Raw genomic sequence first — 24,119 nt, forward strand, 5'->3', positions numbered from 1 at the left:
ACAGCCGCCCGCCGGTTCGAGCGGCCCCTCACTGCCTCCGCGCACCGGCGCCGATCCGGCGAAGAGTGCCACGCCGATGCCGCCTCGACCGGTGCCGCCGGTCCGTCCGCGTCCGCCCGCCGATATCTCGATGGGCGAGCCGACCCGGCCACACGCAGGCACCCCGCGCCCGGTACCACCCGCCGGACCCGCGCAGAACGGCACGTCCCAGGTTCCCGGCAGGCCGGTGAACGGCCCCGTGCCACCGGCCGCCCCGGCGCCCAACCGCTCGGATTCGACTCCGAACGGACCGCTGCCCGGTCCGAGCGGACCCGGCGTGTTCCGGAGCGGGCCCGGCCCGAGCGCCGGTGGTCCGGACTCGGCCTCGAACGGTCCCGGCGGGGTTCCGCACCGTCCCGGCGCGGTTTCGAACGGCACCGATCATGTCGCCGACGGGCCGGGTGCGGCGTCGAGCGGATCGAACGACCCCAGCGCCTTCCCCGGATCCGGCGCTCGGAGCGGACCCGGCGCATTCCCGGCCGGTCCGGGCCCGGCGCCGAATCGCCCGGGCTCGGTGCCGAACGGACCCGGACGCGGTCCGAACGCGCCGGTGCCGCCCGGTCCCGGTACCTCCGGTGAATCTCCGCGCGGCGCAACGGATCCCGGCGAGCCCTCCGGCGACAACCGGGCCAGCATCGAGAATTGGATGGCCGAACTGCGTTCCTCGCGGCGCCGCACACAGGCGGCCGACGACGAAAGCCGCGGCTCGCAGCCCGGCGCCGACGAAGGCCGCCACCACAGTGGTGACGACCAGTCGGTGAGCGTCGACGAACTGCTGCGCCGTCAGGACGACGAGGACTGACCTCCCGCCGGGCCGGGCTCCCCGGCCCGCCCGGCGTCCGGAGCCGCGGAGCCGCCGTCGACGACCTGCCCGGCCTTCCGGGGCGCGGAACCGCCGTCCGCGCTCCGCCCGGCGTCCGGAGCCGTGGACGCGCCGTCCCCGGACGTGCCGGCTCCGGCATCTGGGGCGGCGAACAGCCCTGTGCGCGAACGCTCTTCGGCGGTCGCGCGGTCGGCAACGCGCCCGGGCGCGTTCTGCGCACCGGATTCGGAACCGGCGTGTCCCCGCGGCCGGTCCGCGGATGCGCCGGCTTCGGCGAAGGCGCGGGCATAGCGGGTCCCGGTGAGCAGCAGCAGGACGCCGACGGCGAGGAAGGCGATCACCCGGACGAATCCGTCGAGGGTCGCCAGGTCGAAGAGGAGGAGTTTGGCGATGGCCGCCGCTGTCAGCAGCAGGCCGGAACCGAGCGCCACCTTGGCGATCGCCCCCGATTCCGCCGACAGGTTGCGCAGGCCGTAGAACAGCGCGCCGGTCGCGCTCGCCATCCACAGAATGGTGGCCACGCTGTGCCCGACGACGAACCCGTCCGCCCCGCCCACGGCGACGCCGATCGCGACCGATGCGGCGCTCACCAGGTACAGCGCCGCCACGCTCGCCGCGACCCACACCACCGATTCCTCGGCGCCACGGGCGGAAGCGTCGGCCGCACCGATCCGGCGCAGGCTCCACACGGTCGCCGCCAGGACGGCCAGCCCGGCGACGGCCGCCACGGCGGTGCCCGCACCCAGGTCGTCCTGCGCGATCCACCGGGAGGCGAGGGTTGCCGGGCCCGCATCGGACAGGAAGGCCAGTCCGCCGATGACGCCGAATGCCGCGCCGATACCCGCCGCGACGCGCGAGCGCTGCTGCCCGGCCACACCGGTGAACCCGAGCGCCACCAGGAACAGCGCGATGGGCAGTGTCCGCGAATTCGTCCCGCCGACACAGGCTTCCAGCAGTGCCACCGCACCGAGGACCGCCGCGACCGTCGCGGTGTGTCCGGGAATTCCGGTCAGCGCGCGCGATTTCGGCAGGAGATGGGCCGCCGACACCGTCAGCAGCACGGCCGCGTAGACGATGGCGACGACGACGGCGGTCCACCGGTCGAGCAGGGCGGGCGCGGCCACCGGCAGCGGTGTGGCCGCCGCCGCCAGCGCGAGGCTCGCCGTGAGATCGGCGGGCCGGATCCGCACCACCAGCAGGGCGCCTGCCAATCCGACCAACGCGATCGCGACCGACGCCGCCATCAACGTGCCGACCTGCTCGCGGGGAGTTTCCATCGCGGCCGCCGTGATGAAGGCGATCGCCGCGACCACCACCGGCAGTGTCCGGGCTACGTGCAGATACGGCCAGTCGCGCACCCGGTGCACCAGCAGCCAGCTCAGCTGCAGGACGATCAGGAAGCTCAGCAGCACCGTCCCGGTCGTCACGAACGGCGCCGACGCCGCGGCGCCCGCCACCACCAGTACCGCCAGCGGCTGCGAATTCCACCGCACCGCCAGGGCCACGCCACCGGCCGCGACCCCGAGCGCCACACCGAATCCCGGCACCGGATGCAGCCAGTCGTAGATGGCGGTCACCGCGACCACATCCAGATACGCGCCCGCGATCCCGGTGGCCGCCAACGCTGTTGCGCCGACCCGCCCACCGGCCCGGCCCGCCACCCGGATCCCCGCCCCGACCAACGCCGCCGAGAGCACCGCACCGGCCACGACTCTCGGCACGGGCCCGAACAAGCCCGCCTGCGCCGCCAGCACCAGCAACATGACGACGCCGATCAAGGTCACCGCGACCCCTGCGACAGCCAGGAGTCGGCTGATCATCCCGTCGCGCTGCCACCACGGAGTCGCATTCGGGTAGCCTCGCGCATGCGCTGCCGAAGGCGGGCCATCCGGACGCGGTGCGCCCCACGAGGGCATCGGGGCTGGTACGTAACCGGGCCGGTATCCCGGTCGCGGCCTCCCCGGCATACCCGGCGCCCCCGTTGGGCCGGGGGCAGGCGGCGCCCCCGGCCCAACGGGACCGCCGAACAGTCCGGGCACGCCGGTACCCCCCGATCCGCCGAACGACCCCGGCACACCGGAACCCCCGGCACCACCGAACGACCCCGGCACACCGGAACCCCCGGCACCACCGAACAACGCCGGCACACCGGAACCCCCGCGCCCACCGGATAACCCGGGCGTCGCCGGCCGACCCGGAATCCCCGGCGTCGCTGATCGACCCGCGCCGACCGGGACACCGGCACCACCCACCACACCCGGCTGTCCGGTCCCGCCCGGCTCCCGAGCGGTCACCGGGGGCACGTGCGGCCCCGTCCCGGCGGGCTCAGCCGAAGTACCCTCCGCGGGCACATCCTCGGTCGACCTACCCGTCCGGCTCCACGGCGGTGCGCCGCCCGAATCGGCGATCGGGCGTGGAACACCTTCGGCATCGGCGGGGGATGTCGCGCCCGATCGAGGCGCCGATCCGGGCTCGGGCGCGCCGGATTCGGTCGCCACCTCGGTCGCGGCGTCGGCCCCCTGGAGGTGCGTGGCCTCATCGGCCGCATCGCTCACCGAGTCGGTGGGCTCGCCCGCGCCGGGAGCCGCGGAGTTCCGCGTCGAAGGGGCCGGTCCCCGCCGTACACCCACCGCACCCGTGTCGAAGGACGCGAGCACTTGACGGTGCAGGAGATCCAAGTCGCGCCCGAGAGCGCCCATCTGCGTTCCCAGCGCGGTGAACTCACCGGAGAGTCGGGAGACCAGCGCCGGGTCGATCGAACCAGTCATGGATCCATGGTCGGGTTCCCGGCGCCACCCGACATGAGTAGAAACACCCGCCGGGCCGCGGGAGATCTACCCGAATCCCGCGGTCGGCGCGCCATCGGGACAGCCCGTCCGAACGCATCCGCGCAGGACCGTGCTTCGGGTCAGCGTGAGGGAGCGGGCATGCTGATCACCCGGCGCACCGCCTCGATCACCGCACGCCTTCCGGGCATGGCCAGCGCGCCGGGCGTGGGTTCGGCGGCCCAGTGCCAGCCACGATCGGAATCGGTGGTGGGCAGCAGGATGTGACGGCCGCCGGGGACGACGGTGACGTGGTGTTCGGCCAGTTCGTGGCGGACCTGCACGTCGACCGGCGACATCGGGCTGGGCGGGGTGACCAGGAAAGTCCAGGTGCGTTCACCGGGATCGGCGATCACGGGGACGGGGTAGGAACAGTTCAGTGCCCCGAGCACGTCGTGGCCGAGGCCGGGCGGCATGACGAGGGCTCCCAGGACACTGCCGGTGGTGACGACGGGGCGGCCGCCGAGCAGTTGCACGGGCAGGCCGTACTGGTCCTGCAACAGCAGCGCCGCTTCCTGGGACGAATGGCAGCGTTCGAACATCGCGCGGGGCTCCTCAGACGGTGGTGGTGAACGAGTGACGGATCGGGACCGAGGGGTGTAGTCGCCCGTTTCCGATTCCGGCGCGTGCGCGCGGTCGGCGCGCGAGAATTGCGGACAATGCCTGTGGTGCGGTAGCGCTCGGCATCGTGATCATGTGCCGCCCCTGCCTTCTCAACAATGGGTTCTCAAAGTTGCGGAAGGACAACGGTATTCCAACTAGCGTCCTGAGAGTCGTACGTAATGTCCCACTTCACGACCGATACAAGGCCTACCGTCGGTATCCTGAAACGTGGATGTAACAAAAGAGGGCGCGAGGTCATGGACGATTCTTCGATCGGTGTACGCATCAGGCGCTTTCGTGGTAAAGCGCTGACTCAACGCCAGCTGGCCGATCAGGCCGGCGTGAGCGTCGATCTGGTGCGCAAGCTGGAGCAGGGTGGCAGGCAGACCGCCTCGATCGCCAGCCTGCAGAAGATCGCGCGCGCCCTCGATGTCGACATCGCCGATCTGATCGGCAACCGCCACGGCATCCCGTCCGGCAATCCGGACGCGGGCATCGTGGCCATCCGCCGGGCGCTGACCCCGGTCGACGACCTGCTCGGCTTCGCGCCCGAAGAGGCCGCGGTCTCGCTCGACGACGGCCGCCGCGCCGTCGAGTACGCCTGGGGCGCTTACTGGTCCGGCCACTACGAGCTGTTGACCACGATTCTGCCCACCGGACTCACCCAGCTGCGCGCGACCGTGCACGCCGCCCGCAACGGCTCGGTCGCCCCGGCGAACGAACTGCTGGCCCGGATGTACTGGGTGACCGGCTGCACGCTGGTGCATCTCGGGCAGACCGATCCGGCCTTCCTGTCGATCCGGCTGGCGCTGGCCGCCGCCGAGCGCGGTGACGACCCGTTGCTGCTGGCCACCATTCGCGGCTCGGTGGCCTGGCAGCTGCTGGTTCAGGGCCGCTACGCCGAATCCCGTGGCGTGGCACTGCGTGCGGCGAGCGAGCTGGAGCCGGACGGCGAGGTGGCGCCCGCGCATCTGTCCGCCTACGGCTCGTTGGTGCTGCAGGGCGCCACCGCGGCCGGGCGCGCCCAGAACGTGCCGGACGCGCTGGCACTGCTGGAAGCGGCCGGCGAGGTGGCACTGCGCCTCGGCGTCGATCGGCAGGATTACGAAACCTATTTCGGCCCTTCCCAAGTGGTCATGCAGACGGTGGACGTGAACGTCTCCGCCGAGCGCTACCCGGAGGCGCTCACCGCCGCCGCGCAGATGCCGGTCAACGGCGGACTGCCGCAGGCATCGCGGGCGCGGCACCTCGCCGATACCGCGGTGGCCTGGACCAGGACCGGGCAATACGGCCGGGCGCTGGGCGCACTGCTCGATGCCGAACGGGTCGGCGGCGCGGATTGGATGAAATACCAGTCGCTGCCACGCCATATCGTCTCGGAATTACTCGACAACGATCGCCGTATGCCGTTACGGGCTTTTGCGCGTCGCCTCGGTGTCAATACCTGAGACACCCGGAAAGTGGAAAGACACAGATCCCGCGAGGGCTTTTTGTCGCATCCATAGGGACGCCACAGAGCGCTACCCGCCGGTAACAAGAAATGGTCTGATGGTGCCTGCCCCCAGTTGGGGAAGCAGTTCACACGACCAGAGGACCGACCATGACTTCGAAGTTCACCCGCCCCGCCGCCATCGCCGCTCTCGTGCTGACCGCGGGCGCGCTGAGCGCGGGCACCGCCACCGCGGCGGCGCCCACCGCCCCCAACAACTCGGCCACCGCCGTCGCGGGTTCGGTGGAGGTGTGCATCCCGATCCCGGGCCTGCCGCTCGAAGTCGCCTTCTGCCTGTAGTCGTCGGCGCCCCGCTCGACGCGCGGCAGGGGCGAGAGACCGGTCGTCGGGGACGGTCTCTCGCCGGGTACCGCCCGGCGGCGCCGGGTACGTGCGGGCCGGCCGATCAGCCACCCGGGACCCCACCACGGCCCCGGGTGGCGATCACGGAAGAAAGATCCCGGAAGGAATTCAGCCGCCGATCAGCTTGCGCCAGTGATCCATCAACGGCCGCTTGGCGATCACCGAGCCGAACCTGATCCGCCCGCGCACCACCAGATGCAGTGGCCCCAACGGCGGTGCGGTACCGACCTTGTTCTTCACACTGGCGGCGATGAGTTCGAGCCCGTCCAGATCCACCGTCGCCTCCGACGGCAGCACCAGATTCAGCGACGAACAGAAATCGTCGACGACGATTTCGACCACCTGCGTCGCCATCACCGCTTCGGTGAAATCGAGCGTGGCCGAGCCGAGCCAATTCTCGAGGTGCAGCGTCGGCGGCACATTCCACCGGCCGCGCCGGGTCACCTCCGACATCCGGCAGCGGATCACATTCGACGAGGAATCGTTCGCGAATACCGGCCGGCCGGGCGCGGGCGGGCGGTAGGCGGCGCGCGCACCGGGAAAGCCCGGGCCGTGGAATCCCGGTCCCCGGAATGCCGGACCGGGGAACGCCGCGCCGGAGAACACCTGACCGGGGAACGAGCCCGCGCGATGCGGGCCGTGCGTATTCCCGGGGCCGACGTAGCCGCTCGGCGGCGCCGCGGGCTGCCCGACCAACCGGATGCCGGGCAGATCGATCAGCACGGAGTTCAGTTCGCCGCGTGTCCGCGACGCCAGCGCGGTGTCCATCCGCTCGGTGAACTCCCCGAGCGAGAGCATGCCCAGACCGACCGCGCGTTGCAGCAACTGACCGACGTGTTCGCGTTCGGCGTCGGAGACGCGCAGGTCGCGATCGCCCACCGACTCGGCCGTACGGTGGGGTTCCGGTTCGGGAGCGCCCATGACTCGAGGGTACCGACGTCGGGTGCGCCGCGGCATCAGGGCGAACCCTGATCCTGCCCCCTACTCGAGTCCCTGTTCGATGGCGTAGCGGGTCAGCTCGACCCGGTTGGCCAGCTGGAGTTTGCGCAGGGTGGCCTGCACGTGGTTCTCCACGGTGCGATGGCTGAGCCCGAGCCGGCCGGCGATCTGCTTGGCCGACAGGCCCTTCGCGACCATCCGCAGCACTTCGGTCTCCCGCTCGGTGAGGGCGGGCCGGTGCGGTTGGTCAGGCTGCGCGGGAGCACTGGCCATCCTGCGGTATTCGCCGAGCACGAGACCGGCCAGGCCCGGGGTGAACACCGGCTGACCGGCGGCCGTGGCGCGCACCGCCTCGACCAGTTCGGCGGCCGACGCGCTCTTGACCAGGTAGCCGGACGCGCCCGCCTTGATGGCGTCGAGCACGTCGTCGCGTTCGGCCGAGGCCGAGAGCACCAGCACCCGGCTGGCAGGGGAGACCCGCAGCACCTCCGCGGTCGCCAGGGCGCCGTTGCCGTCGGGCAGCTGCATGTCCATCAGCACCACGTCGGGCCGGACGGCGGCGGCGCGGCGGGTGGCCGACCCGACGCCGTCGGCGGTGGCGGCGACCTCGAATCCGGCTTCCCCCAGATCCCGGGAGACCCCGTCCCGCCACATCGGATGATCGTCGACGACCATCACCGAGATCGTCCCCGCGCTCGCGCCGTCGGTCATCGCCCGCTCCTCTCCGCCGCACCCGGTCGGCCGGTGTCGGTTTCATCGTGCCACCGTCCGGATCAGCCGCGCGGCACCCGGAATTCCCATTCGGCCCCGTCGCCCTCGTCGCCGCTGCCGCCCCCGAGCAGTTCCGCGCTGCCGCCCAGTGCCGCGATCCGGCCGACGATCGACCGCGAAACCCCCATCCGCCCTTCGGCTTCGGCCTCGGCCAGCCGTCCCGGCGCGATGCCGGGTCCGTCGTCGCGCACGCTGACGATCAGCTCGTCGCCGGTATCCTCCAGCAGCACATAGGCTTTCGCCTCCGATCCGGCGTGCAGCTCCACATTGGCCAGCGCGGTCGCGACGGCAGCGGCGATCTCCCCGGCCATCCACGGCCCGACCGGCACCGGCTCCCCCGGCGTCGACACGAACACCTTCGGCGTGGCGTAGGCGGTGAGCAGGCCGCGCAGATCCACCTCGGCATCCCCGTTGCCGCGGCGTCCGGCGGCGTGCCTGCCGCCCTGTTCGGACAGCAGAACCCGCAGCGCGACTTCCTGTTCGCCCGCGCGGACGGCCAGTTCCTCGGTCGGACCGCCGATCTCGGTGCCCCGGCGTTTGATGTAGCTGAGGACCTGGAGCACGCCGTCGTGCACCTCGCGGGCGAGTCGCTCGCGCTCCTCGGCGGCCGCGGTCAGCCGCACGGCGCGGCGCACCTGGTCCTGGGCGCGCCGGGCGGTATCGGCGGCCAGTCCGAGCGCGAGCCCGACCGAGACCAGCACCGGCGCGGTGGCATCGGTCCACACATCGGCGCCCCACTGCTCGCGCACGGTGATGATCGCCGCCGAGATCAGCAGCCCGGAGGTCACGCCGAGCACCGGGCCGCGCAGGATCGCCGCGGAGATCACCGCATTGGCCGCCCACATGGTCGTCGGCAGGGTCTGGTGGCCGTGGTACCAGTCGTACTCGGCGACCAGGCGGGTCGCCGCGATGAGCCCGATCACCACGATGTGGTCGCCGACAACCACCGCGGTACGCCACCGCACGACCTCGGTGCGCCACTGCGAGAGCATCAGCGCCGATACGCCCGACCAGACCACCATCAGGGCAATGAAAACCCAGCTCAGGCGCTGATTCTCGTAATAGGGCACCGAGGCGATCTGCTGGCCGATCGCATACAACAGCGTGACCAGCCGGAACGCCTGCACCGCCCGCCACAGGGGCGCCGTGGCGGTGTCGTCGGCGCTGGGCTCGACGGGCCCGACGCGCGCGGCCGGGCTCATCGGAGTCGTTCGCCGCCGGGTACGTCCGGTTCATCCGGTTGTGTCGCATGAACTCCGGGTCCGCCGGTCACCAGATCGTGGACCACCTCTTCCGGCGCTCCCAGCAACGAACGGATCGCGGTGTTCATCACCGCCACGAACGGCACCGCGAGCAACGCACCCGCGATCCCGCCGAGCACCAGACCGGAGGCGATCGCGACGACCACCGCGAGCGGGTGCACGCTCACCGCGCGACCGAGCAGCAACGGCTGCAGCACATGGCTTTCCAGCTGCATGACGGCGATGATGATGCCGAGCACGATCAGCGCGGTCACCAGCCCCTCGGTGACCAGCGCGACGAAGACCGCGACGAAGCCGGCGAAGAACGCGCCGATGATCGGGATGAACGCGCTGATGAACACCAGCGAGGCCAGCGGCAGCGCCAGCGGCACGCCGAGGATCAGCAATCCGGAACCGATGCCGATGGCGTCGACCGCGGCCACCACGACGGTCGCCCGGACGAAGCCGACCAGGGTGCCGAAGCCGAGCGCACCGGCCACCCGGACCCGTTCACGGTGCTCGGTGGGCACGACCCGGGTGACGAACTCCCAGATCTGCGCGCCGCCGTGGAGGAAGAAGACCAGGATGAACAGCGTCAGGAAACTGCCGGTGAGCAGTTGCCCGATCATCGTCGCGGTGGTCAGCGCGCCGCTGGTGACACTGTCCTGATTGTGTTCGATGGTCCTGACCAGGGTGTCGCCCGCGCTGCGGATCTGCTCGTCGCTCAGGTGCGGCGGACCGTTGATCAGCCAGTCCTGGATCTTGTGGATGCTGGCCGTCGCCTCGTCGGACAATTGCGGCACACCGGCCACGAACTGCTCCACGACGAATGTCATGGTGCCCGCGACCAAGCCGAGTGAGCCGATCAGCGCGACGACCACCCCGATCCAGCGCGGCACACCCAGCCGCTGCATCCAGTCCACCAACGGCGCCAGCAAGGCCGCCGCGAGCAGCGCGATCGACATCGGGATGAGCACCGTGGACAGGCGCGCCACCAGCATCGCCACCGCGATCGCCGCCGCCAGGATCACCAGCAGCCGCCACGACCACTCCGCGGCCTGCCGCACGATCGGATGCACGGAATCGGCGGCCGATCGAGGCTTTTCCCACACGCCCGCCGTGCCGTCCGATGCGCCCGCGCCTGCTGTACCGCCCGTGTCCGCTGTGCCGGGGGCACTTTCCTCGGGGTGGGTCACGCTCGTGAGCCTATCCGCCGCTCAGCGCCGCGAACATGCGCACATGATCGAAACGCTAGATTGGTGAGCGTGTCAGCGCCTCTGGAAGCGGTCAAACAGACCATGCATACGCGCTGGCCGCTGTACCTGACGTCGATGCTGTTGGCCAATGCCTTCGGCGCGGTGCTGATGTGGGCGTTCCTGCAATACGGGCTCCCGGTGCCGGAGGGCGAGGCGGCCGACGCCAGGCGCATCGGCCTGTTCGTACCCGGCGTGGTGTTCGTCGCCGGCGGATTGCTCAGCCTGGCGGCCTCGGCGCTGATGCTGCGCCCGGTGATGCGCTGGCAGATGCGCGGCGGCCCGCCGAGCAGACAGGAGCAGATGGCCGCCCTGCACGCGCCGCTGCGGCAGGCCATCCTGCACCTGGTGCTGTGGCTGCTCGGCGGCGCGGTGCTCGCCGGGCTGATCATCTCCGAATCGCCCAAGCTGGCCGGCGCGGTGATCGTCACCCTGTGCATGGCCGCGACCATCGTGTTCGGCTTCACCTACATGCTCGGCGAGCGCATTCTGCGCCCGGTCGCCGCGCAGGCGCTCACCGAGGGCACCTTCGACCACACCCTGACCCCCGGCGTCGGCACCCGGATGGGCATGACCTGGGGTATGGGCACCTTCGCGCCCACCTTCGCGATCGTGCTGCTGTGCGTCACGCAGATCTCCTCGGACGTGAAGTTCTCGGCGCAGTCGCTGGCGATCTCGATCCTGCTGTTGTGCGGGGTGATCATTCTGCAGGCGCTGGCGCTGTCGATGCTGACCGCCTCGAGCATCTCCGATCCGGTGCGCCAGCTCAGCCAGGCCATCGCCCGCGCCCAGGAAGGCACCCGCGAGGTGCAGGTCGAGGTGTTCGACGGCAGCGAGATCGGCATGCTGCAGGTCGGCTTCAACCGGATGATGGAGGAAGCCGCCAAGCGCAGGAAGCTGCAGGAGTTGTTCGGCCAGCACGTCGGCGAGGAGGTCGCCCAGCGCGCCCTCGACTACGGCACCGAACTCGGCGGTGAAACCCGATTCGTGGCGGTGCTGTTCGTCGACATGGTCGGCTCCACCGCGACCGCCGCGGAGCGGCCACCCACCGAGGTGGTCAGCCTGCTCAACGAGTTCTTCCGGGTCGTCGTCGACGTCATCGACCGCCACAACGGCTTCGTCAACAAGTTCGTCGGCGATGCGGCGCTGGCCATCTTCGGCGCGCCGCTGGACCGGCCCGACGCACCGACCGCCGCGCTGGCCGCGGCCCGGGATCTGCGCGAAGCCCTGCGCGAGGTGGCCGGGCTGGACATCGGCATCGGGGTGTCGGCCGGACTGGCGGTCGCGGGCAATATCGGCGCGGCCAACCGGTTCGAGTACACCGTGATCGGTGACCCGGTCAACGAGGCCTCGCGCCTCACCGAACTCGCCAAGGACCATCCAGGCCGGGTACTCGCCTCGGGCAGCGCGCTGTACTTCGCCGAGGAGGCCGAGGCGGCACTGTGGATCACCGGCGAAGAGGTGCAGTTGCGTGGCAGGCGCCGCAACACCCAGCTGGCCTGGCCCAGGGCGGGCGTCGGCGCCGAACCCGCCACCGACATCGAGGCCGGGCTCGGCACCGACGGCGCGGCCCCGGCCGGCCGGGGCCCCGACGGACAGGCCCGGACTCCCACCGAGCAGCCGACCGCGACCGCGGAGCAGACGCCCGCGGAGTAGGGCCGACCGTCGGCACTACCCTGACCAGGGTGCGAACTGTGCTGACAGCGGTAGTGGTGGATCTGGTCCTGGTGGCCGTGTTCTGCGCCATCGGGCGACGCAGCCACGACGAGGCGGTGCTCACCGGGCTGGCGAAGACGCTGTGGCCGTTCGCGGTCGGCCTGGCGCTGGGGTGGGCGCTGGCCGTGCTGCTGAGCAGACTGCTCGGCCTGGCGACGTTCGCGCCCACCGCGCTGTGGCCCACCGGGGTCGCCGTCTGGCTGGGCACGCTGGCGGGCGGCATGGTCATGCGCGTGATCGCAGGTCAGGGCACTGCCTTCAGCTTCGTCATCGTCGCGGGCACCGTGCTGGCCGTGTTCCTGATCGGCTGGCGCGCCATCTTCGCGCTGGCGACCCGCTCCTAGCGGCTCAGGTCTCGGGCTGCGCCAGCGACTGCAGCATCCGCGCCGCCATCCGGGCCGTCGCGTTGGCGGCGTCGATGTCGGCGATATGGATGGCGAAGGCCAGGTCGCCCATGTTCGCGATCAGCCAGCCGTCCGAATCCGCCTCGGCCGCGTAGGCGATCACCGGGAAGGTCCGCAGCGGGGTCATGTGCGGCTTGCCCATCTCCTCGCGAAGCACGGTGCGCAACCGGTCGACGACCGGATTGCCGAGCGGGCCGAGCTGCGCGTCGGTGGTCCCCGGTCTGCCGGTCTCGACCGATGGCGCGGGCACCTCGCCCCGGGCGATGGCCGCCGCCGCGATCGCCATGCCGAACGGGCTGGCCAGCACGACATCGGAGCCGCCGCCCTGCCTGGCCTGCTCGGCGCCGCGGCCGCCGACGGTGATCCGCCCGGTCACCTCGTCCAGGCCGGGCACCTGGAAGTCGACGCCGAGCCCCAGCTCGCCCGCCGCCTCGGCCGCGTCCTGCACGGTGACATCACGCGGCGACTTGTTCTTCCGCAACGCCGCGACCTCGCGCAGCAGCTCCACATTGCCGCCCACCGGATACAGGCCGGTGAAGGCCACCGGTCCCTGTTCGGTCGCGTAACTGTTCTGCGCGACCGCGACGACAGCGCCGTTGGAAGGCTGGATGGCCACGATCGAGGCAGGCGTGCCGACGCTGACCACCGCGTCCTCCGCGGCGCGCTGCAGCCGCTGATCCATCGTCGAGGTGATGTCCGGGCCCGGCGGCCCTTGATAGCCGGCCACCTGCCGGACGAAGCGCCCGTCCGGCTCGAAGATCTGCACACCCCAGCCCGCGTGCCGGTCCTGGCTCTCGGTCCACACATTGCGCATGGCGTCGAGCATCGGCGACCACACCCGCCGGTCGGAGGAGATCAGCTCGGGCGATTTCTCCATGACCACGCCGGGGATCGGCGCCATCCGCGGTTCCAGGATCGCGAAATCGCCCTCGCGCAGCCGGACCGCGAGGACGGGCTCGCCCTTGGCCGCGGCGAGCTGGTCCCTCAGGTAGGCACCGGTGATGAGCGGCGCCACCGGCTCGATGGCCTTGGCGAGCGCGTCGGTGGAGGCGACCGGATCGGGAGTGCGGGCGGGATCGAGCTTGATCAGATTGATGACCTGCTCGTGCATCAGCGACTCACCGACGATGTCGATCACCCGTGGGGCGGGCGAGGGCAGCGTGCGCACCAGCTTCACCGTCCGGCCGCCGGCCAGCTCGGGCATGACCAGCTCGGGCTCCCAGGAGATCCGCCAGCCGATCGCCAGCTTGCGGACGGTGCCCTGCAGGCTGTAGTCCCACTCCTTGTTCTCGCCGAAGTTCCAGACCACGTCCATGCTGAAGATGGCCGACTCGTCGTCCAGCCCGATGAATTGCGTCTTCTCGTAGTCGACGGTGCCCGGCTGCAGGCCGTCGAACATTTGCGCCATCGTTGCCGAAGCCGCGTTCGGGTAGGAAGTGAGATCGGCGGCCTTGCGATATTCCTGCTCGTCGAGCAGTTCGGTGAAGCGGTCGACAAGTGCCTCGGGTTCACTCGTCTCGGTATGGAATCCGCACCCCGTCAAGGCCATCACCACAGCCGTCACTCCCGCGAGTGCCATAGCGCCCCGGACGCGAAAGCGGCGGGATCCCCACACATCCATATCGCCCACTCTTCACTCTTGCCACTCCAGCAACAAGACCACCGTACCTGAATGCAATACGCCCGCGTCGCCCCGGTGACCGGGACGTTACCCATGCTCAGCACATCGATTGTGCCCCAAATGCCGCGCGCCAGCGGCCGAACATGGGCGGCGTCCGGTTACAAGGCCATAACCGGCGCCGCCACCGTACCGGGCGGCGCGGCGGCGCGTGCGACAACCCTCGGCCGCATTCCGGCCCGCCTTGTTCGCCCCCGGCGCAATCCCGCTTTCCCGACGCCCTGCCGGAATAGCGGGAAACAGCGTAATCTTGTAATCACTGTAATGGCGATCACATAGTGCAGCAGGTGAGTGCGATGCGACATGATCATCGAGGACGCGAATTCGGGCGTCCGGGCGGCTGGCAGCAGGCCGATCTGCCCGACCCCGCGGATGTCCCGGACTGGTTCGCCGGAAGATTGCCGAGCGACTGGTTCACCGGCGCCCCCGACATCGAGATCGACCGCGACGAGATCGTCGTCGTCGGCACGCTGCCCCTCCCCCGCCCCGAATCCGCGGCGGGCGGCGAGTCGAGCCGGGCCGAGGCGAAGGTTCCGGCGGCCACGGTGGAGGGGGCGATCGCCCGGTTCCGGGAGAGCACCCGGCCCGCCAGGATGCAGATCGCGAGCGAGGCCGAGTACCGCTACCGGCGCAAAGTCGCCTGGGGCGTGGTGGCAGGCGGTGAGCGGGTCATGTTCACGCAGCTGGCCGTCCCGGTCATGACCCGCCTGCGGCAACCCGAACGCAAAGTCCTCGACACCCTCGTCGACGCGGGCGTCGCGCGGTCCCGCTCGGACGCACTGGCGTGGACTGTGCGACTGGCGGGCAAACACGCCGAAGAGTGGCTGGCCGAGCTGCGCACCGCCATGCGCACGGTCGAGGACCTGCGTTCGCAGGGACCGCGAGGCCTGTGACGCGGGGCCGTTAGGGTGAGGGCATGGCAGACACGGTCGCCCCGATCCTTGTGCTCAACGGCCCCAACCTGAACATGCTCGGCACCCGCCAGCCGGAGGTCTACGGCGCCGCCACCCTCGACGACGTCGTGACCCTCTGCGAACGCACCGCGGCCCGGTTCGATCGCACCGTCACCGCCTTCCAGTCGAATCACGAAGGCGCGCTGATCGATCGGATTCATCAGGCCCGAGGCGCCGAATCGGCCATCGTGATCAATCCCGGCGGCCTCACCCACACATCGGTCGCACTTCGCGACGCGCTGGTGATTCCCGAGGTGCCCATCGTGGAAGTACACATCAGCAATGTGCACGCCCGCGAGGAATTCCGGCACCACTCCTTCATTTCCCCGATCGCCACCGCGGTGATCGCCGGAATGGGAATCCAGGGATATGCCGCGGCAATCGAATTCCTCGCCACCCGCTGAGTACCGGTAGCGCGGTTTCCGATTCACGCCGCGTTCGACCGCACCGCGTACCCCACGAACGCACCGATGTCGTGCCCGGCGTTCGCGATCAAGGCGATGGCCTGCTCGAAGGCGAGCAGCCAAGGATGAATTACCGTCAGCAGCCCCTGGTGGTAGAGCTGGGCCAGCCCATCGTCCTCGCCCGGGTACTCCTGCGGGCTCAGCGGGCGCAGCAACTCGGCCGCTCGGCGAGCCGTCCGACCTCGCGGCGAACTACGGCACCGGTTCATGAGTTCCCGGCAGTCGAGCCGGCCAGCTGATCCACGGCGATGCGTGCGCCGAGCTCTTCGAGCAGCCGTGCCGCTTCGGCGATGCAGCGGGCGGGGTCGGGTTCGAGATCGGTGAGCGCGTAGCAGGCCGTGAATCCCGCCTCGCGCAGGCGTTCCGACGAAAGCAGCGTGCTGCCGACCGCGGCGATCACGGGGACTTGCCCCGCCGCCGCGCACACGCCGATCGGGGCCTTGCCGTGCAGGCTCTGTTCGTCCAGTGCACCCTCACCGGTGACCACGAGGTCGGCGCCGGACACCAGCCTCGCGAAATCCAGGAGGTCCAGGATGATTTCGATGCCGCTGCGGACCCGCGCGCCGAGTACAGCCAGAGCCGCGAAGCCGGTGCCGCCCGCCGCACCCGCGCCGGGCAGCTCGGCGGATGCGGGTCCGGCAATCGTCGCCCAATTCGCGAGTGCCGCTTCGAGGATCGCGCGCTGTTCGCGGTCGGCGCCTTTCTGCGGGGCGTAGACCTCGGCCGCGCCGCGCGGGCCGAGCAGCGGATTGTCGACATCACAGGCCAGGGTGAAGCCGGCTGCGCCGATGCGCTCGCGCAGCGCGCCGGTCTCCAGACGGGCGAGGTTCGCCAATGCCGCTCCCCCGCGCGGCAATTCGTCACCGTGCGCGTCGAGCAACCGGGCGCCGAGCGCTTGCAGCATGCCCGCGCCGCCGTCGGTGGACGCACTGCCGCCCAGGCCCAGCACGATCTGTTCGGCTCCGCCGTCGAGGGCGTGCCCGATGACGACGCCGAGGCCGAAGGTGCTCGCACCCAAGGGGTCCGGCCGCCCGCCGGGCAGCCGGGAGAGCCCGGTCACCGCGGCGAGCTCCACGATCGCGGTGGCCCCGCGCACAGCGTAGGAGGTCTGCGCAGGCTGCCCGGTAGGGCCGGGGGCGGTGAGCCGGACGCGCTCCCAGCCCGCGGCGACGAACACGTCGACCGTGCCGTCGCCCCCGTCGGCGACCGGCACCGTGCGCAGGTCGGCCGAGGGCGACACCGAGAGGATGCCGCTCGCGAGGGCGGCCGCCACCTCGGGTGCGGTGAGCGAGCCCTTGAACTTGTCCGGGGCGAGCACCACCCGGGGCGCGGAGGTCATCGGGTCATTCTCGACGACCGCACCGGTGGGCGCACGACACGGGCATGCATCACGCCTCGCCCGCGCCCCGCCCACACATCGTGTCCGGCCGATACACCGCGCCCCGCCCACGCACCGCGCCCCGGCCGTACACCGCGCCGTCCCCATCCACCGCGCCCCGCCCGTGCCCGTGCCGGCACCGAGCCGTGCCCTGCACCGTGCGGTGCGCATCCCTGTGCACCGCCGACGGCGGCGACGAGCGCCGGGTCGACGCGGCGGTCAGGCAGCGGGCAGCGGCGCTTCGGGTGCCTCGGAGATGTGGACCTCGCCGGTACGGAGGTAGGTCAGCACGGCTTCGTCGACGACCGGGTTGCCACGTCCGAAGGTGCCGTGATCACCGCCCTCGACGGTGATCAATGAGCCGTGCAGGGCCTTCGCCAGCGCCGGGCCGCCCTCGTACTGGGTGAGGGCATCGTGCTCGCTCTGCAGCAGCAGCGGGGCGGTGGCCAGGGCCGAGCCGTCGATCGTGACCGGCTCGGTCACCGGCGGCCAGGAGCCGCAACTCATTCCGGAGCGCACCAGGGCGGCGCGGGCGTCGAGGGCATTGCCGCCGGAAGCGAGGGTGCTCACGGCGGCGCCGAGCATCTCGGGCCTGCCGGGCACCGCGTTCTCGTTGCAGGTGATGGCGGAGAAGACGATGCGGCCGGCCGGATCGGTCTTCGTGGCGCCCGCGATGGCAACCAACTGCTCGACATCGGACGGGTCGGCCTGCGCCCGGGCCATCGCCTCGGCGAAGGCGGGCCAGAAGGCGCGGGTGTAGGTGGCCACCGAGGTCGCGCTCACCAGCGGCACCTGCGCGGACGCGCCGCCGGAGAGCAGCAGGCGCAGGAAGTTCTGCACCTTCGCCAATTGCTCGGTGCCGCCGTTGACGCCGTCACGGGCGATCTCGGCCAGCGGCTCGGGCAGCTCGCCGGGCAGGTCGGAGACGTGGGCGGGCGGCGGGGTGATGTTGGCGTACCAGCCGCCGCCCTGCGCGGACACCTGCCGCACCCAGGTCCGGTAGACCTGCATGCTGGTGTCGCCCAGGTGGTACTCGGCGTCGCGCTCGGCGATCCAGCTGAACAGGTCGTCGAGGCGCTGCTTGCCCGCCGCCTGCTGCTGGGCGAACTCCTCGGTCCAGACCCAGCCCGGGTGCACATTGGAGTCGAGCACCATGCGCTCGACCCGCTGCGGGAACAGGGTGGCGTAGACGGCGCCGAGATAGGTGCCGTAGGAGGTGCCGAGGTAGCCGATGCGTTCCAGGCCGAGCGCGGCGCGGACGGCGTCGAGGTCGCGGGCGGTGTTCTCGGTGGTGATGGTCGCCAGATAGCCGGGCCGGTCTTGTTCGCAGGCGGCCCTGAGGTCGGCGTCGCTCAGCGCGACCTGCCCGTCCTCGGTGGTCTCCACGGCGCACGAGAGCGGGGTGGCCCAGCGCAGGCCGCGCGGCTGCACGGCGTAGAGGTCGTAGTGCGCGGCGATGTCGGCCGGCATGGTCGCCACGCGTTGCGCCCAGAAGTCCAGGGCATCGACGCCGGGGCCGCCCGGATTGGTGAACAGCACGCCGCGCCGCTCACCCCGCGCCGCGATCCTGCTGACGGTCAGTTCGATTCGGGCGCCGCCGGGTTCGGCGTGGTCCATCGGAACGCTGACCACCGCGCACTGCGCGCCTGCGCCCGGGGTGACCGCGCCCTCGGGGCAGGATCCGAACACCGGGGCGGGCGCGGCGAGCACGGGAGGCGCGACGAGTGCCGAGGCGCCCGCCAGGCTCACCGCGCCGAGGCCGAGCATCGCCCGAAACAGCCTTTTCCGCATCATCTTTCGCACCTCCGCGGGGCGCCGCCGTACCGGCTGAGCGCGACCCGGTCTTGCGAGCATTCTTACCGCGTGGGCGCGGGAGGACAAGTCGACCAGGTATTTCCCGGCGGCAGGAGGTCTATTTCGCTGTGGCACAGCGTTGCGATGTCTCATGCCGCGTCCCGGCGGAGTAGCGTCGAACCATGTCGACCGAGGTCCGCATCAATACCGCACTGGAACGTTTCGAGATCTACGTCGACGGCGACATCGCCGGCTACGCCGAGTACCAGGACACCGCATCCGAGCGGGCGTTCGTGCACACCGAGATCTATCCGCAGTACGAACGCCAGGGCTACGCCAAGGAACTCATCGGCACGGCGCTGCGCGACACCCGCGGCGAGGGCTTCGGCATCCTGCCGATGTGCTCGATGGTGCGCCACTTCGTGGAGATCAACCCGCAGTTCATCTCCTCGGTGCCGCAATGGGCCAGAGGCCGGATGGGTCTGCCCCAGTAGCGGTTCGGCGGGGGCGGTTCAGTAGTTGGCGATCGCCCCGTTCAGGGCGGTCTGCAGATCGGTGCGCACGAGCCGGGCGACCTCGCCGGGCTTGTCGGGCAGGTCGAGCACCGGGACGCCGAAATGGAAGCTGGCCGATTTCGCCTCCTCGCGGTCGGGCTCGATCGCGTCCGCGGGCCGTGGACCGTAGCTGAGCCCGATGCTGACCAGCGCGGGACGAACGCCCAGCTTCATGGCGCGGAAGGCGATATGGCCGATGCCGCTGCCGACCGCCTGCACCGTGGTCGGATCCACGTCGTTGCAGGTGCCCTCCGGGAAGATCGCCAGATGGTCGCCGCGGGTCAGGCGCTCGGCGCAGATGTTCATCATCTGCTGGCCGGCCGCGTTCACCGCCCTGATGCCGTGGTCCTTGCCGCGGAAGACCGGGATGGCGCCCATCATGTCGACCTTGCGGCGCTGTTCGGGGTCGACGAACAGCTCGTCCTTGGCCAGCACCCGCACCCGCCCGATGATCGAGCGCAGCGGGCTGCGCCAGGTCATCGCGGCGACGGTGTAGGGGTCGTGCTGGGAGAGGTGGTTGATCGAGAAGATCGTCGGCTGCCGTGAACGCAGCAGCTCACGCAGCCGATCCCTGGCCTGATCGGCGTAGGAGATGCGGGGATGGAACCGGCGCGCGAGCAGTGCGTAGGCGGCCAGTGCGGTCAGCCGGCGCTGGCGATGATCCCGGTAGTAGTCGTAGACGGCGTCGAAATTGTCGAGACTGACCACGGGCGGTTCCATGCCGACGACTCTAGATCGGTACCGGGACGGACGAGCACTTCCCCCGACAAACTGAGATGATGACGAGGTGGCACGCGGAGACGACCCGGACGAGAGCAAAACTCACGGCGGGCACGGCGACCGGCGGCGGCGCGGCTCGCGCGACGGCGAGCGAGTGGTCCGTGCCGGGTCACTGCTGCTGGCGGCGACCGGCCTGACCGAACCCACCTTCCGTCGCACGGTCGTCTACATCATGGAGCACAACGATTCGGGCAGCCTGGGCGTGGTGATCAACCGGCCGAGCGACACCGCGGTCCGCGAGGTGCTGCCCCGCTGGGCGGATCTGGCGGCCGAACCGGCTACCCTGCACGTCGGCGGCCCGGTCAAACGCGACGCCGCCCTGTGCCTCGGCATTCTCCGGGTCGGAGCGTCCACCGCCGGGGTGCCCGGGCTGCGGCGCATCGACGGACGGGTGGTGCTGGTGGACCTGTCCGCCGATCCCGAGCAGATCGCGCCGCTGGTCGAGGGGGTCCGGGTGTTCGCCGGCTACTCGGGCTGGACCTTCGGCCAGCTCGAGGGCGAGCTCGACAACGACGACTGGATCGTGCTCTCGGCCCTGCCGCACGACCCCATCTCCGCCGCCAGGCCCGACCTGTGGGCCGACGTGCTGCGCCGCCAGCCGCTGCCGCTGGCGCTGCTGGCGACCCATCCCATCGAAGTCGAACGGAACTGACCCGGGCCGGTCGGAACCGGCCCGGGTCCGGTCGCGCACTCGTGCGGACCGCCCGCGGTTATCGCGACTGCCGGGCGAACACGCGCGCCGACCAGACGAACCCGATCAGCCCGAGCCCGGCGCACCAGGCCAGGGCGGCGACGCCCGATCCGCCGATCTCCGTGCCCATCAGCAGGCCGCGGATCGTCTCGGTGAGCGGCGTGAACGGCTGGTACTCGGCGAACTGGCGCAGCCCGGCCGGCATCGTATCGGTGGCGACCAGGCCGCTGCCGAGGAACGGCAGCAGGAGGAACGGCATCGGCAGATTGCTCGCGCTCTCCGGATTCGGCGAGATCAGGCCCATGCCGACCGCTATCCAGGACAGCGCGAACGTGAACAGCGTGAGCAGGCCGAACGCCGCGAGCCACTCGAGCGGCTGCGCGTTCGGCCGCCAGCCGATCAGCAGCGCGACCAGCGCCATCGCCCCGGTGCCGAGCATGCCCAGGACCAGGGTGCCGCCCACGTGGCCGGCCAGCATGGACGAGGGCGCGATGGGCATGGTGCGGAACCGGTTGACGATGCCCTTGGTGGTGTCGGTCGCGATCTGCACCGCGAGCGAGGCCATCAGGTAGGCCGGGATCAGCAGCAGCATGCCGGGGGCGAGGTAGTCGATGTACTCGCCGCCGGAGGCCGCCGCCAGCGCACCACCGAACACGAAGGCGAAGACCAGCAGCAGGATCACGGGCATGACGATGATGCTGACGGTCAGGCTGGGATAGCGCCTGGCCTGCAGCAGGTTGCGGCGCAGCATGGTCCACGACTCCCGCAGGGAGTCGGCCGGCGCGCGGGTGCCTGCCGCCGAGGCGGGCGGGGTGGCGGTGGTCATCGTGCGATCTCCTTGCTGGTGGCGCCGGTCGCCGCGGCGGCCCGGTCGGCGGTGGGGTGGCCGGTGAGGGTGAGAAAGACGTCGTCGAGGGTGGGCGTCTGCACGGCCAGGGCCGTGGCCTCGACGCCGACGCGGTCGAGCTGATCGAGCACGGTGCGCAGGGCGCGCACCCCGCCGTCGCCCGGCACGGCCAGGGTGGGGTGGTCGCCGTCGTCGACGACGCGGGAGCCGGGCAGCCCGGCCGCCGCGGCGTCCAGTTCGGCTCGGTCGGTGAACTCCAGGCGGATGTGGCCGCCGGGGACCAGGCGCTTCAACTCGGCGGCGGTGCCCTCGGCGACGATGCGGCCGCCGTCGAGCACGGCGATGCGATCGGCCAGCTGGTCGGCTTCCTCGAGATATTGCGTGGTCAGGAAGACCGTGACGCCGGTGTCGGCGACCAGGTTGTCGATCGTCTGCCACACCGCCCGCCTGCTGCGCGGGTCCAGGCCGGTGGTCGGCTCGTCCAGGAAGAGCACCCGTGGGCCGCCGACCAGGGTCATCGCCAGATCGAGCCGCCGGGTCATGCCGCCGGAATAGCCGCTCGCGACGCGATCCGCCGCCTCGACCAGATCGAAGCGGACGAGCAGGTCGTCGATCAACTGCGCGGCCCGCGCCCGGGGCAGGTGCCACAGATCGGCCATGAGCCGCAGGTTCTCCCGGCCGGTGAGCAGTTCGTCGACGGCGGCGAACTGGCCGGTCACCCCGATCACCTCGCGGACCCGGGCGGGGGCCGTGGCCGGATCGTGCCCGCAGATCGTGATCTCGCCCGCGTCGGCGCCGCGCAGCGTGGCGAGGATCTGCACGGTGGTGGTCTTGCCCGCCCCGTTGGGTCCGAGCAGCGCGAAGATCTCGCCTCGCCCGACGGTGATGTCGATGCCGTCGAGCACACGGTGGTCGCCGTAGCTCTTGTGCAGTCCGCGCGCCGAGATGGCCGGCGCAGACCTGTTGTCACCCATGGGATTTCCTTTCGACATTACATGGTTTGATTCGAATATGTGCATGTTTCAGCCACACCGCCCCCGCGGGGGTTCGGCGTTCGGGTATGCGATTGTGCGCGAAGGAGGTTCGCGCGTCGGTCAGATGTCGAGATCCTCGATCCTCGGATTCGCCGCCAGATCGGCGACGCGTTCGTAGAACCTGTCGGGCAGCTTGCCCTTCAATTCCTCCACCGAATCCACGATCTCCATGGCGAATTCACCCCAGTCGGGATCACCGACGCCGAAGGCCCGCCGCCAGGTGCGCCAGTCCTTCAGGCTGGACTTACCGGTGGGGTAGTCCACCCACTTCGAGATCTGCGCGTGCACGACGTACTTGCCTTTTCGGCTGCGATAGACACGAAACAGTTCGAACCGCTCGTCCCCGATATCGCGCCATTCGCTCAGCAGCATGCCCGCGAAACGGACCTGCCTGACGCCGTTGTGCCCGACGCCGAGAATCACTTCGTCGTAACCCTCCTGACGGCCCTCCTCCAGATCGATGAAGCGACGCAGGGCCGTCACCACCGCACCGGAGAGATTGCCGCCGACGAGTTCCTGCGCGCGCTTGAACAGCGGGAGGTCGTCGTCGGCCACATAGATCGTCTTGTTGGGCATGTCCATGACTATACGTAGATGTATACGTAGATACAAGAGGTCCGCGTGGAAATCGCGTGCGGTGGTTTCATGGAGTGGTGCTTCCCGGCTACGAACGCGTGCTCCGCGCGAATCCCGCGCCCGCGTCGGGGACGGCCAGCCGGATCCTGCTGCGCCTCACCCTCGGCCCCCGCGAGCTGATCGCCCGCCACACCGTCATCGCGCCGGGCGGCAGCAGTGGTTGGCACTACCACGACGGGCCGCTGTTCGTGCTCGTCGCCCGAGGTACGCTCGACCACCCGTATGCCGACGGAGTCCCGGTCCACTACCGGCGCGGCCGGATCTTCCGGGAGCCCAGCGGCCCGGCGAACCGCCACGTCGCGTGCAACACCGGCACCGAACCGGTGACGTTGTTCGTGCTGTACCTGAACCCGAAGGGCAGCCCGCTGGCCCACAGCGTGCCGAGCGCCGACGACCACGGGTGAATTACGCGCCGAGTGGCCCCTGGTCGGCTCAGCTGCCGCCGCCACCGCCACCGCATCCACCGCCACCGCAGCTCCCACCCCCGCCGCCGCAGCCGCCACCGTCGGAATCGTTGCCGAAGAACCACACGCCGCCCGAGGCCGAACCGCCCGCACCCCAGGATCGGCCTCGTCCACCCCGCCCCTGCCGCGCGGCACGAGCCCGCTGGACGAGGCCGAGGACCAGAAACGGCAACCCGACGACCGCGAGGACGAGTCCCGCCATGGGATGCACCGCGATCCCCGTCAACAGCGCCAGGAAGAACACCACCGCCGCGAGCGCCAGAAACATGAAACCTCCCCCGACCGGTGGTCATCCCCGGTGACTACCGCCGAGGATAGCGATCGGCGAACCGCAGGCAGCCCGTTTCGAGCCGATCAGCGGGTGACTTGCCGAGCAGGAT

25 protein-coding genes and 1 pseudogene are annotated in these 24,119 nt (G+C 70.8%); 10 read left to right on the forward strand and 16 right to left on the reverse strand.

Annotated elements, in window-relative coordinates:
• Positions 1-264 (reverse strand): annotated as a pseudogene (locus tag ON26_RS34300) (hypothetical protein); the annotation flags it as partial.
• Positions 265-685: 421 nt separating this feature from the next.
• Here ON26_RS34300 and ON26_RS32605 point away from each other — a divergent pair.
• A complete protein-coding gene (locus ON26_RS32605) occupies positions 686-841 on the forward strand; it encodes a hypothetical protein (RefSeq protein ID WP_174375450.1) in 156 nt (51 codons plus the stop codon).
• On the opposite strand, the gene ON26_RS26115 is transcribed toward ON26_RS32605, so the two are convergent.
• Together ON26_RS26115 and ON26_RS26120 are read right to left on the reverse strand one after the other, a co-directional pair.
• Positions 823-2,682, reverse strand: a complete 1,860-nt coding sequence (locus ON26_RS26115) for a DUF2339 domain-containing protein (RefSeq protein ID WP_051027605.1) — start codon at positions 2,680-2,682, stop codon at positions 823-825. The two genes, ON26_RS32605 and ON26_RS26115, sit on opposite strands and share 19 nt — an antisense overlap.
• A gap of 1,088 nt (positions 2,683-3,770) precedes the next feature.
• Positions 3,771-4,229: a hypothetical protein gene (locus ON26_RS26120; protein WP_040799780.1), complete on the reverse strand. Its 459-nt coding sequence runs from the start codon at positions 4,227-4,229 to the stop codon at positions 3,771-3,773.
• 318 nt (positions 4,230-4,547) lie between these two features.
• Here ON26_RS26120 and ON26_RS26125 point away from each other — a divergent pair, with 318 nt between their 5' ends.
• Together ON26_RS26125 and ON26_RS26130 are read left to right on the forward strand one after the other, a co-directional pair.
• Positions 4,548-5,738: a helix-turn-helix domain-containing protein gene (locus tag ON26_RS26125; protein WP_040799783.1), complete on the forward strand. Its 1,191-nt coding sequence runs from the start codon at positions 4,548-4,550 to the stop codon at positions 5,736-5,738.
• A gap of 152 nt (positions 5,739-5,890) precedes the next feature.
• Positions 5,891-6,079, forward strand: coding sequence for a hypothetical protein (locus ON26_RS26130; RefSeq protein WP_040799785.1), 189 nt, complete (start codon positions 5,891-5,893; stop codon positions 6,077-6,079).
• A 171-nt stretch (positions 6,080-6,250) separates the two neighbouring features.
• Here ON26_RS26130 and ON26_RS26135 read toward each other — a convergent pair whose 3' ends face one another.
• From ON26_RS26135 to ON26_RS26150, 4 genes are all read right to left on the reverse strand, one after another.
• Positions 6,251-7,021: a DUF1707 SHOCT-like domain-containing protein gene (locus ON26_RS26135; RefSeq protein ID WP_040799890.1), complete on the reverse strand. Its 771-nt coding sequence runs from the start codon at positions 7,019-7,021 to the stop codon at positions 6,251-6,253.
• Between the two features lie 102 nt (positions 7,022-7,123).
• The gene (locus ON26_RS26140; protein ID WP_040799788.1) at positions 7,124-7,792 is read right to left on the reverse strand and encodes a response regulator; all 669 of its coding nucleotides are present in this window, start codon (positions 7,790-7,792) and stop codon (positions 7,124-7,126) included.
• Between the two features lie 62 nt (positions 7,793-7,854).
• On the reverse strand, positions 7,855-9,054 hold the full coding sequence (gene macS / locus ON26_RS26145; protein WP_051027609.1) for a MacS family sensor histidine kinase: 1,200 nt from the start codon (positions 9,052-9,054) through the stop codon (positions 7,855-7,857).
• Positions 9,051-10,205, reverse strand: a complete 1,155-nt coding sequence (locus ON26_RS26150) for an AI-2E family transporter (RefSeq protein ID WP_051027610.1) — start codon at positions 10,203-10,205, stop codon at positions 9,051-9,053. Before ON26_RS26150 ends, macS begins: the two co-directional genes overlap by 4 nt.
• Before the next feature lie 186 nt (positions 10,206-10,391).
• Between ON26_RS26150 and ON26_RS26155 the strand changes: the two genes are divergently transcribed.
• Together ON26_RS26155 and ON26_RS26160 are read left to right on the forward strand one after the other, a co-directional pair.
• A complete protein-coding gene (locus tag ON26_RS26155; protein ID WP_245546071.1) occupies positions 10,392-12,002 on the forward strand; it encodes an adenylate/guanylate cyclase domain-containing protein in 1,611 nt (536 codons plus the stop codon).
• A 29-nt stretch (positions 12,003-12,031) separates the two neighbouring features.
• On the forward strand, positions 12,032-12,406 hold the full coding sequence (locus ON26_RS26160) for a DUF3054 domain-containing protein (protein WP_040799790.1): 375 nt from the start codon (positions 12,032-12,034) through the stop codon (positions 12,404-12,406).
• 4 nt (positions 12,407-12,410) lie between these two features.
• Here ON26_RS26160 and ON26_RS26165 read toward each other — a convergent pair whose 3' ends face one another.
• Complete coding sequence (locus ON26_RS26165; RefSeq protein WP_051027612.1) at positions 12,411-14,045, reverse strand: NTF2-like N-terminal transpeptidase domain-containing protein; 1,635 nt, start codon at positions 14,043-14,045, stop codon at positions 12,411-12,413.
• Positions 14,046-14,440: 395 nt separating this feature from the next.
• Between ON26_RS26165 and abmR the strand changes: the two genes are divergently transcribed.
• Both abmR and aroQ read left to right on the forward strand, forming a co-directional pair.
• Positions 14,441-15,037: an ATP-binding transcription factor AbmR gene (gene abmR / locus ON26_RS26170; protein WP_040799792.1), complete on the forward strand. Its 597-nt coding sequence runs from the start codon at positions 14,441-14,443 to the stop codon at positions 15,035-15,037.
• Positions 15,038-15,060: 23 nt separating this feature from the next.
• Entirely contained in the window at positions 15,061-15,501 is a 441-nt protein-coding gene (gene aroQ / locus ON26_RS26175) for a type II 3-dehydroquinate dehydratase (RefSeq protein WP_040799795.1), read from the forward strand.
• 23 nt (positions 15,502-15,524) lie between these two features.
• On the opposite strand, the gene ON26_RS26180 is transcribed toward aroQ, so the two are convergent.
• From ON26_RS26180 to ON26_RS26190, 3 genes are all read right to left on the reverse strand, one after another.
• Entirely contained in the window at positions 15,525-15,716 is a 192-nt protein-coding gene (locus ON26_RS26180) for an imine reductase family protein (RefSeq protein ID WP_040799797.1), read from the reverse strand.
• A gap of 50 nt (positions 15,717-15,766) precedes the next feature.
• Positions 15,767-16,900, reverse strand: coding sequence for a glycerate kinase (locus ON26_RS26185; RefSeq protein ID WP_040799800.1), 1,134 nt, complete (start codon positions 16,898-16,900; stop codon positions 15,767-15,769).
• Between the two features lie 258 nt (positions 16,901-17,158).
• Positions 17,159-18,733: an alpha/beta hydrolase gene (locus ON26_RS26190; protein ID WP_040799802.1), complete on the reverse strand. Its 1,575-nt coding sequence runs from the start codon at positions 18,731-18,733 to the stop codon at positions 17,159-17,161.
• Between the two features lie 182 nt (positions 18,734-18,915).
• Here ON26_RS26190 and ON26_RS26195 point away from each other — a divergent pair, with 182 nt between their 5' ends.
• On the forward strand, positions 18,916-19,227 hold the full coding sequence (locus tag ON26_RS26195; protein ID WP_040799805.1) for a GNAT family N-acetyltransferase: 312 nt from the start codon (positions 18,916-18,918) through the stop codon (positions 19,225-19,227).
• Between the two features lie 18 nt (positions 19,228-19,245).
• Here the strand turns inward: ON26_RS26195 and ON26_RS26200 are convergent, their stop codons facing one another.
• Entirely contained in the window at positions 19,246-20,007 is a 762-nt protein-coding gene (locus ON26_RS26200) for a lysophospholipid acyltransferase family protein (protein WP_040799807.1), read from the reverse strand.
• 67 nt (positions 20,008-20,074) lie between these two features.
• Here ON26_RS26200 and ON26_RS26205 point away from each other — a divergent pair, with 67 nt between their 5' ends.
• A complete protein-coding gene (locus ON26_RS26205) occupies positions 20,075-20,719 on the forward strand; it encodes a YqgE/AlgH family protein (RefSeq protein WP_040799810.1) in 645 nt (214 codons plus the stop codon).
• A 58-nt stretch (positions 20,720-20,777) separates the two neighbouring features.
• Here the strand turns inward: ON26_RS26205 and ON26_RS26210 are convergent, their stop codons facing one another.
• From ON26_RS26210 to ON26_RS26220, 3 genes are all read right to left on the reverse strand, one after another.
• Complete coding sequence (locus ON26_RS26210; RefSeq protein ID WP_040799811.1) at positions 20,778-21,584, reverse strand: ABC transporter permease; 807 nt, start codon at positions 21,582-21,584, stop codon at positions 20,778-20,780.
• The gene (locus tag ON26_RS26215; RefSeq protein ID WP_051027615.1) at positions 21,581-22,579 is read right to left on the reverse strand and encodes an ATP-binding cassette domain-containing protein; all 999 of its coding nucleotides are present in this window, start codon (positions 22,577-22,579) and stop codon (positions 21,581-21,583) included. The genes ON26_RS26210 and ON26_RS26215 overlap by 4 nt, the downstream gene beginning before the upstream one ends.
• Before the next feature lie 120 nt (positions 22,580-22,699).
• Complete coding sequence (locus ON26_RS26220; RefSeq protein ID WP_040799906.1) at positions 22,700-23,215, reverse strand: EXLDI protein; 516 nt, start codon at positions 23,213-23,215, stop codon at positions 22,700-22,702.
• A 56-nt stretch (positions 23,216-23,271) separates the two neighbouring features.
• Between ON26_RS26220 and ON26_RS26225 the strand changes: the two genes are divergently transcribed.
• A complete protein-coding gene (locus ON26_RS26225) occupies positions 23,272-23,679 on the forward strand; it encodes a cupin domain-containing protein (protein WP_245546065.1) in 408 nt (135 codons plus the stop codon).
• 28 nt (positions 23,680-23,707) lie between these two features.
• Here the strand turns inward: ON26_RS26225 and ON26_RS26230 are convergent, their stop codons facing one another.
• The gene (locus ON26_RS26230) at positions 23,708-24,007 is read right to left on the reverse strand and encodes a hypothetical protein (protein WP_051027617.1); all 300 of its coding nucleotides are present in this window, start codon (positions 24,005-24,007) and stop codon (positions 23,708-23,710) included.
• Between the last annotated feature and the right edge of the window lie 112 nt (positions 24,008-24,119).

It is taken from the genome of Nocardia higoensis NBRC 100133, from assembly GCF_000308595.1.
Classification (GTDB): domain Bacteria; phylum Actinomycetota; class Actinomycetes; order Mycobacteriales; family Mycobacteriaceae; genus Nocardia; species Nocardia higoensis.

What these genes read in the sequence shown, in the direction of transcription:
- ON26_RS32605 (WP_174375450.1), top strand. Translation starts at nt 686, where the DNA reads ATGGCCGAACTGCGTTCCTCGCGGCGCCGCACACAGGCGGCCGACGAC.
- ON26_RS26115 (WP_051027605.1), bottom strand. Translation starts at nt 2,682, where the DNA reads ATGATCAGCCGACTCCTGGCTGTCGCAGGGGTCGCGGTGACCTTGATC.
- ON26_RS26120 (WP_040799780.1), bottom strand. Translation starts at nt 4,229, where the DNA reads ATGTTCGAACGCTGCCATTCGTCCCAGGAAGCGGCGCTGCTGTTGCAG.
- ON26_RS26125 (WP_040799783.1), top strand. Translation starts at nt 4,548, where the DNA reads ATGGACGATTCTTCGATCGGTGTACGCATCAGGCGCTTTCGTGGTAAA.
- ON26_RS26130 (WP_040799785.1), top strand. Translation starts at nt 5,891, where the DNA reads ATGACTTCGAAGTTCACCCGCCCCGCCGCCATCGCCGCTCTCGTGCTG.
- ON26_RS26140 (WP_040799788.1), bottom strand. Translation starts at nt 7,792, where the DNA reads ATGACCGACGGCGCGAGCGCGGGGACGATCTCGGTGATGGTCGTCGAC.
- macS (WP_051027609.1), bottom strand. Translation starts at nt 9,054, where the DNA reads ATGAGCCCGGCCGCGCGCGTCGGGCCCGTCGAGCCCAGCGCCGACGAC.
- ON26_RS26155 (WP_245546071.1), top strand. Translation starts at nt 10,392, where the DNA reads ATGCATACGCGCTGGCCGCTGTACCTGACGTCGATGCTGTTGGCCAAT.
- ON26_RS26165 (WP_051027612.1), bottom strand. Translation starts at nt 14,045, where the DNA reads ATGGCACTCGCGGGAGTGACGGCTGTGGTGATGGCCTTGACGGGGTGC.
- abmR (WP_040799792.1), top strand. Translation starts at nt 14,441, where the DNA reads ATGCGACATGATCATCGAGGACGCGAATTCGGGCGTCCGGGCGGCTGG.
- aroQ (WP_040799795.1), top strand. Translation starts at nt 15,061, where the DNA reads ATGGCAGACACGGTCGCCCCGATCCTTGTGCTCAACGGCCCCAACCTG.
- ON26_RS26185 (WP_040799800.1), bottom strand. Translation starts at nt 16,900, where the DNA reads ATGACCTCCGCGCCCCGGGTGGTGCTCGCCCCGGACAAGTTCAAGGGC.
- ON26_RS26190 (WP_040799802.1), bottom strand. Translation starts at nt 18,733, where the DNA reads ATGATGCGGAAAAGGCTGTTTCGGGCGATGCTCGGCCTCGGCGCGGTG.
- ON26_RS26195 (WP_040799805.1), top strand. Translation starts at nt 18,916, where the DNA reads ATGTCGACCGAGGTCCGCATCAATACCGCACTGGAACGTTTCGAGATC.
- ON26_RS26200 (WP_040799807.1), bottom strand. Translation starts at nt 20,007, where the DNA reads ATGGAACCGCCCGTGGTCAGTCTCGACAATTTCGACGCCGTCTACGAC.
- ON26_RS26210 (WP_040799811.1), bottom strand. Translation starts at nt 21,584, where the DNA reads ATGACCACCGCCACCCCGCCCGCCTCGGCGGCAGGCACCCGCGCGCCG.
- ON26_RS26215 (WP_051027615.1), bottom strand. Translation starts at nt 22,579, where the DNA reads ATGGGTGACAACAGGTCTGCGCCGGCCATCTCGGCGCGCGGACTGCAC.
- ON26_RS26220 (WP_040799906.1), bottom strand. Translation starts at nt 23,215, where the DNA reads ATGCCCAACAAGACGATCTATGTGGCCGACGACGACCTCCCGCTGTTC.
- ON26_RS26230 (WP_051027617.1), bottom strand. Translation starts at nt 24,007, where the DNA reads ATGTTTCTGGCGCTCGCGGCGGTGGTGTTCTTCCTGGCGCTGTTGACG.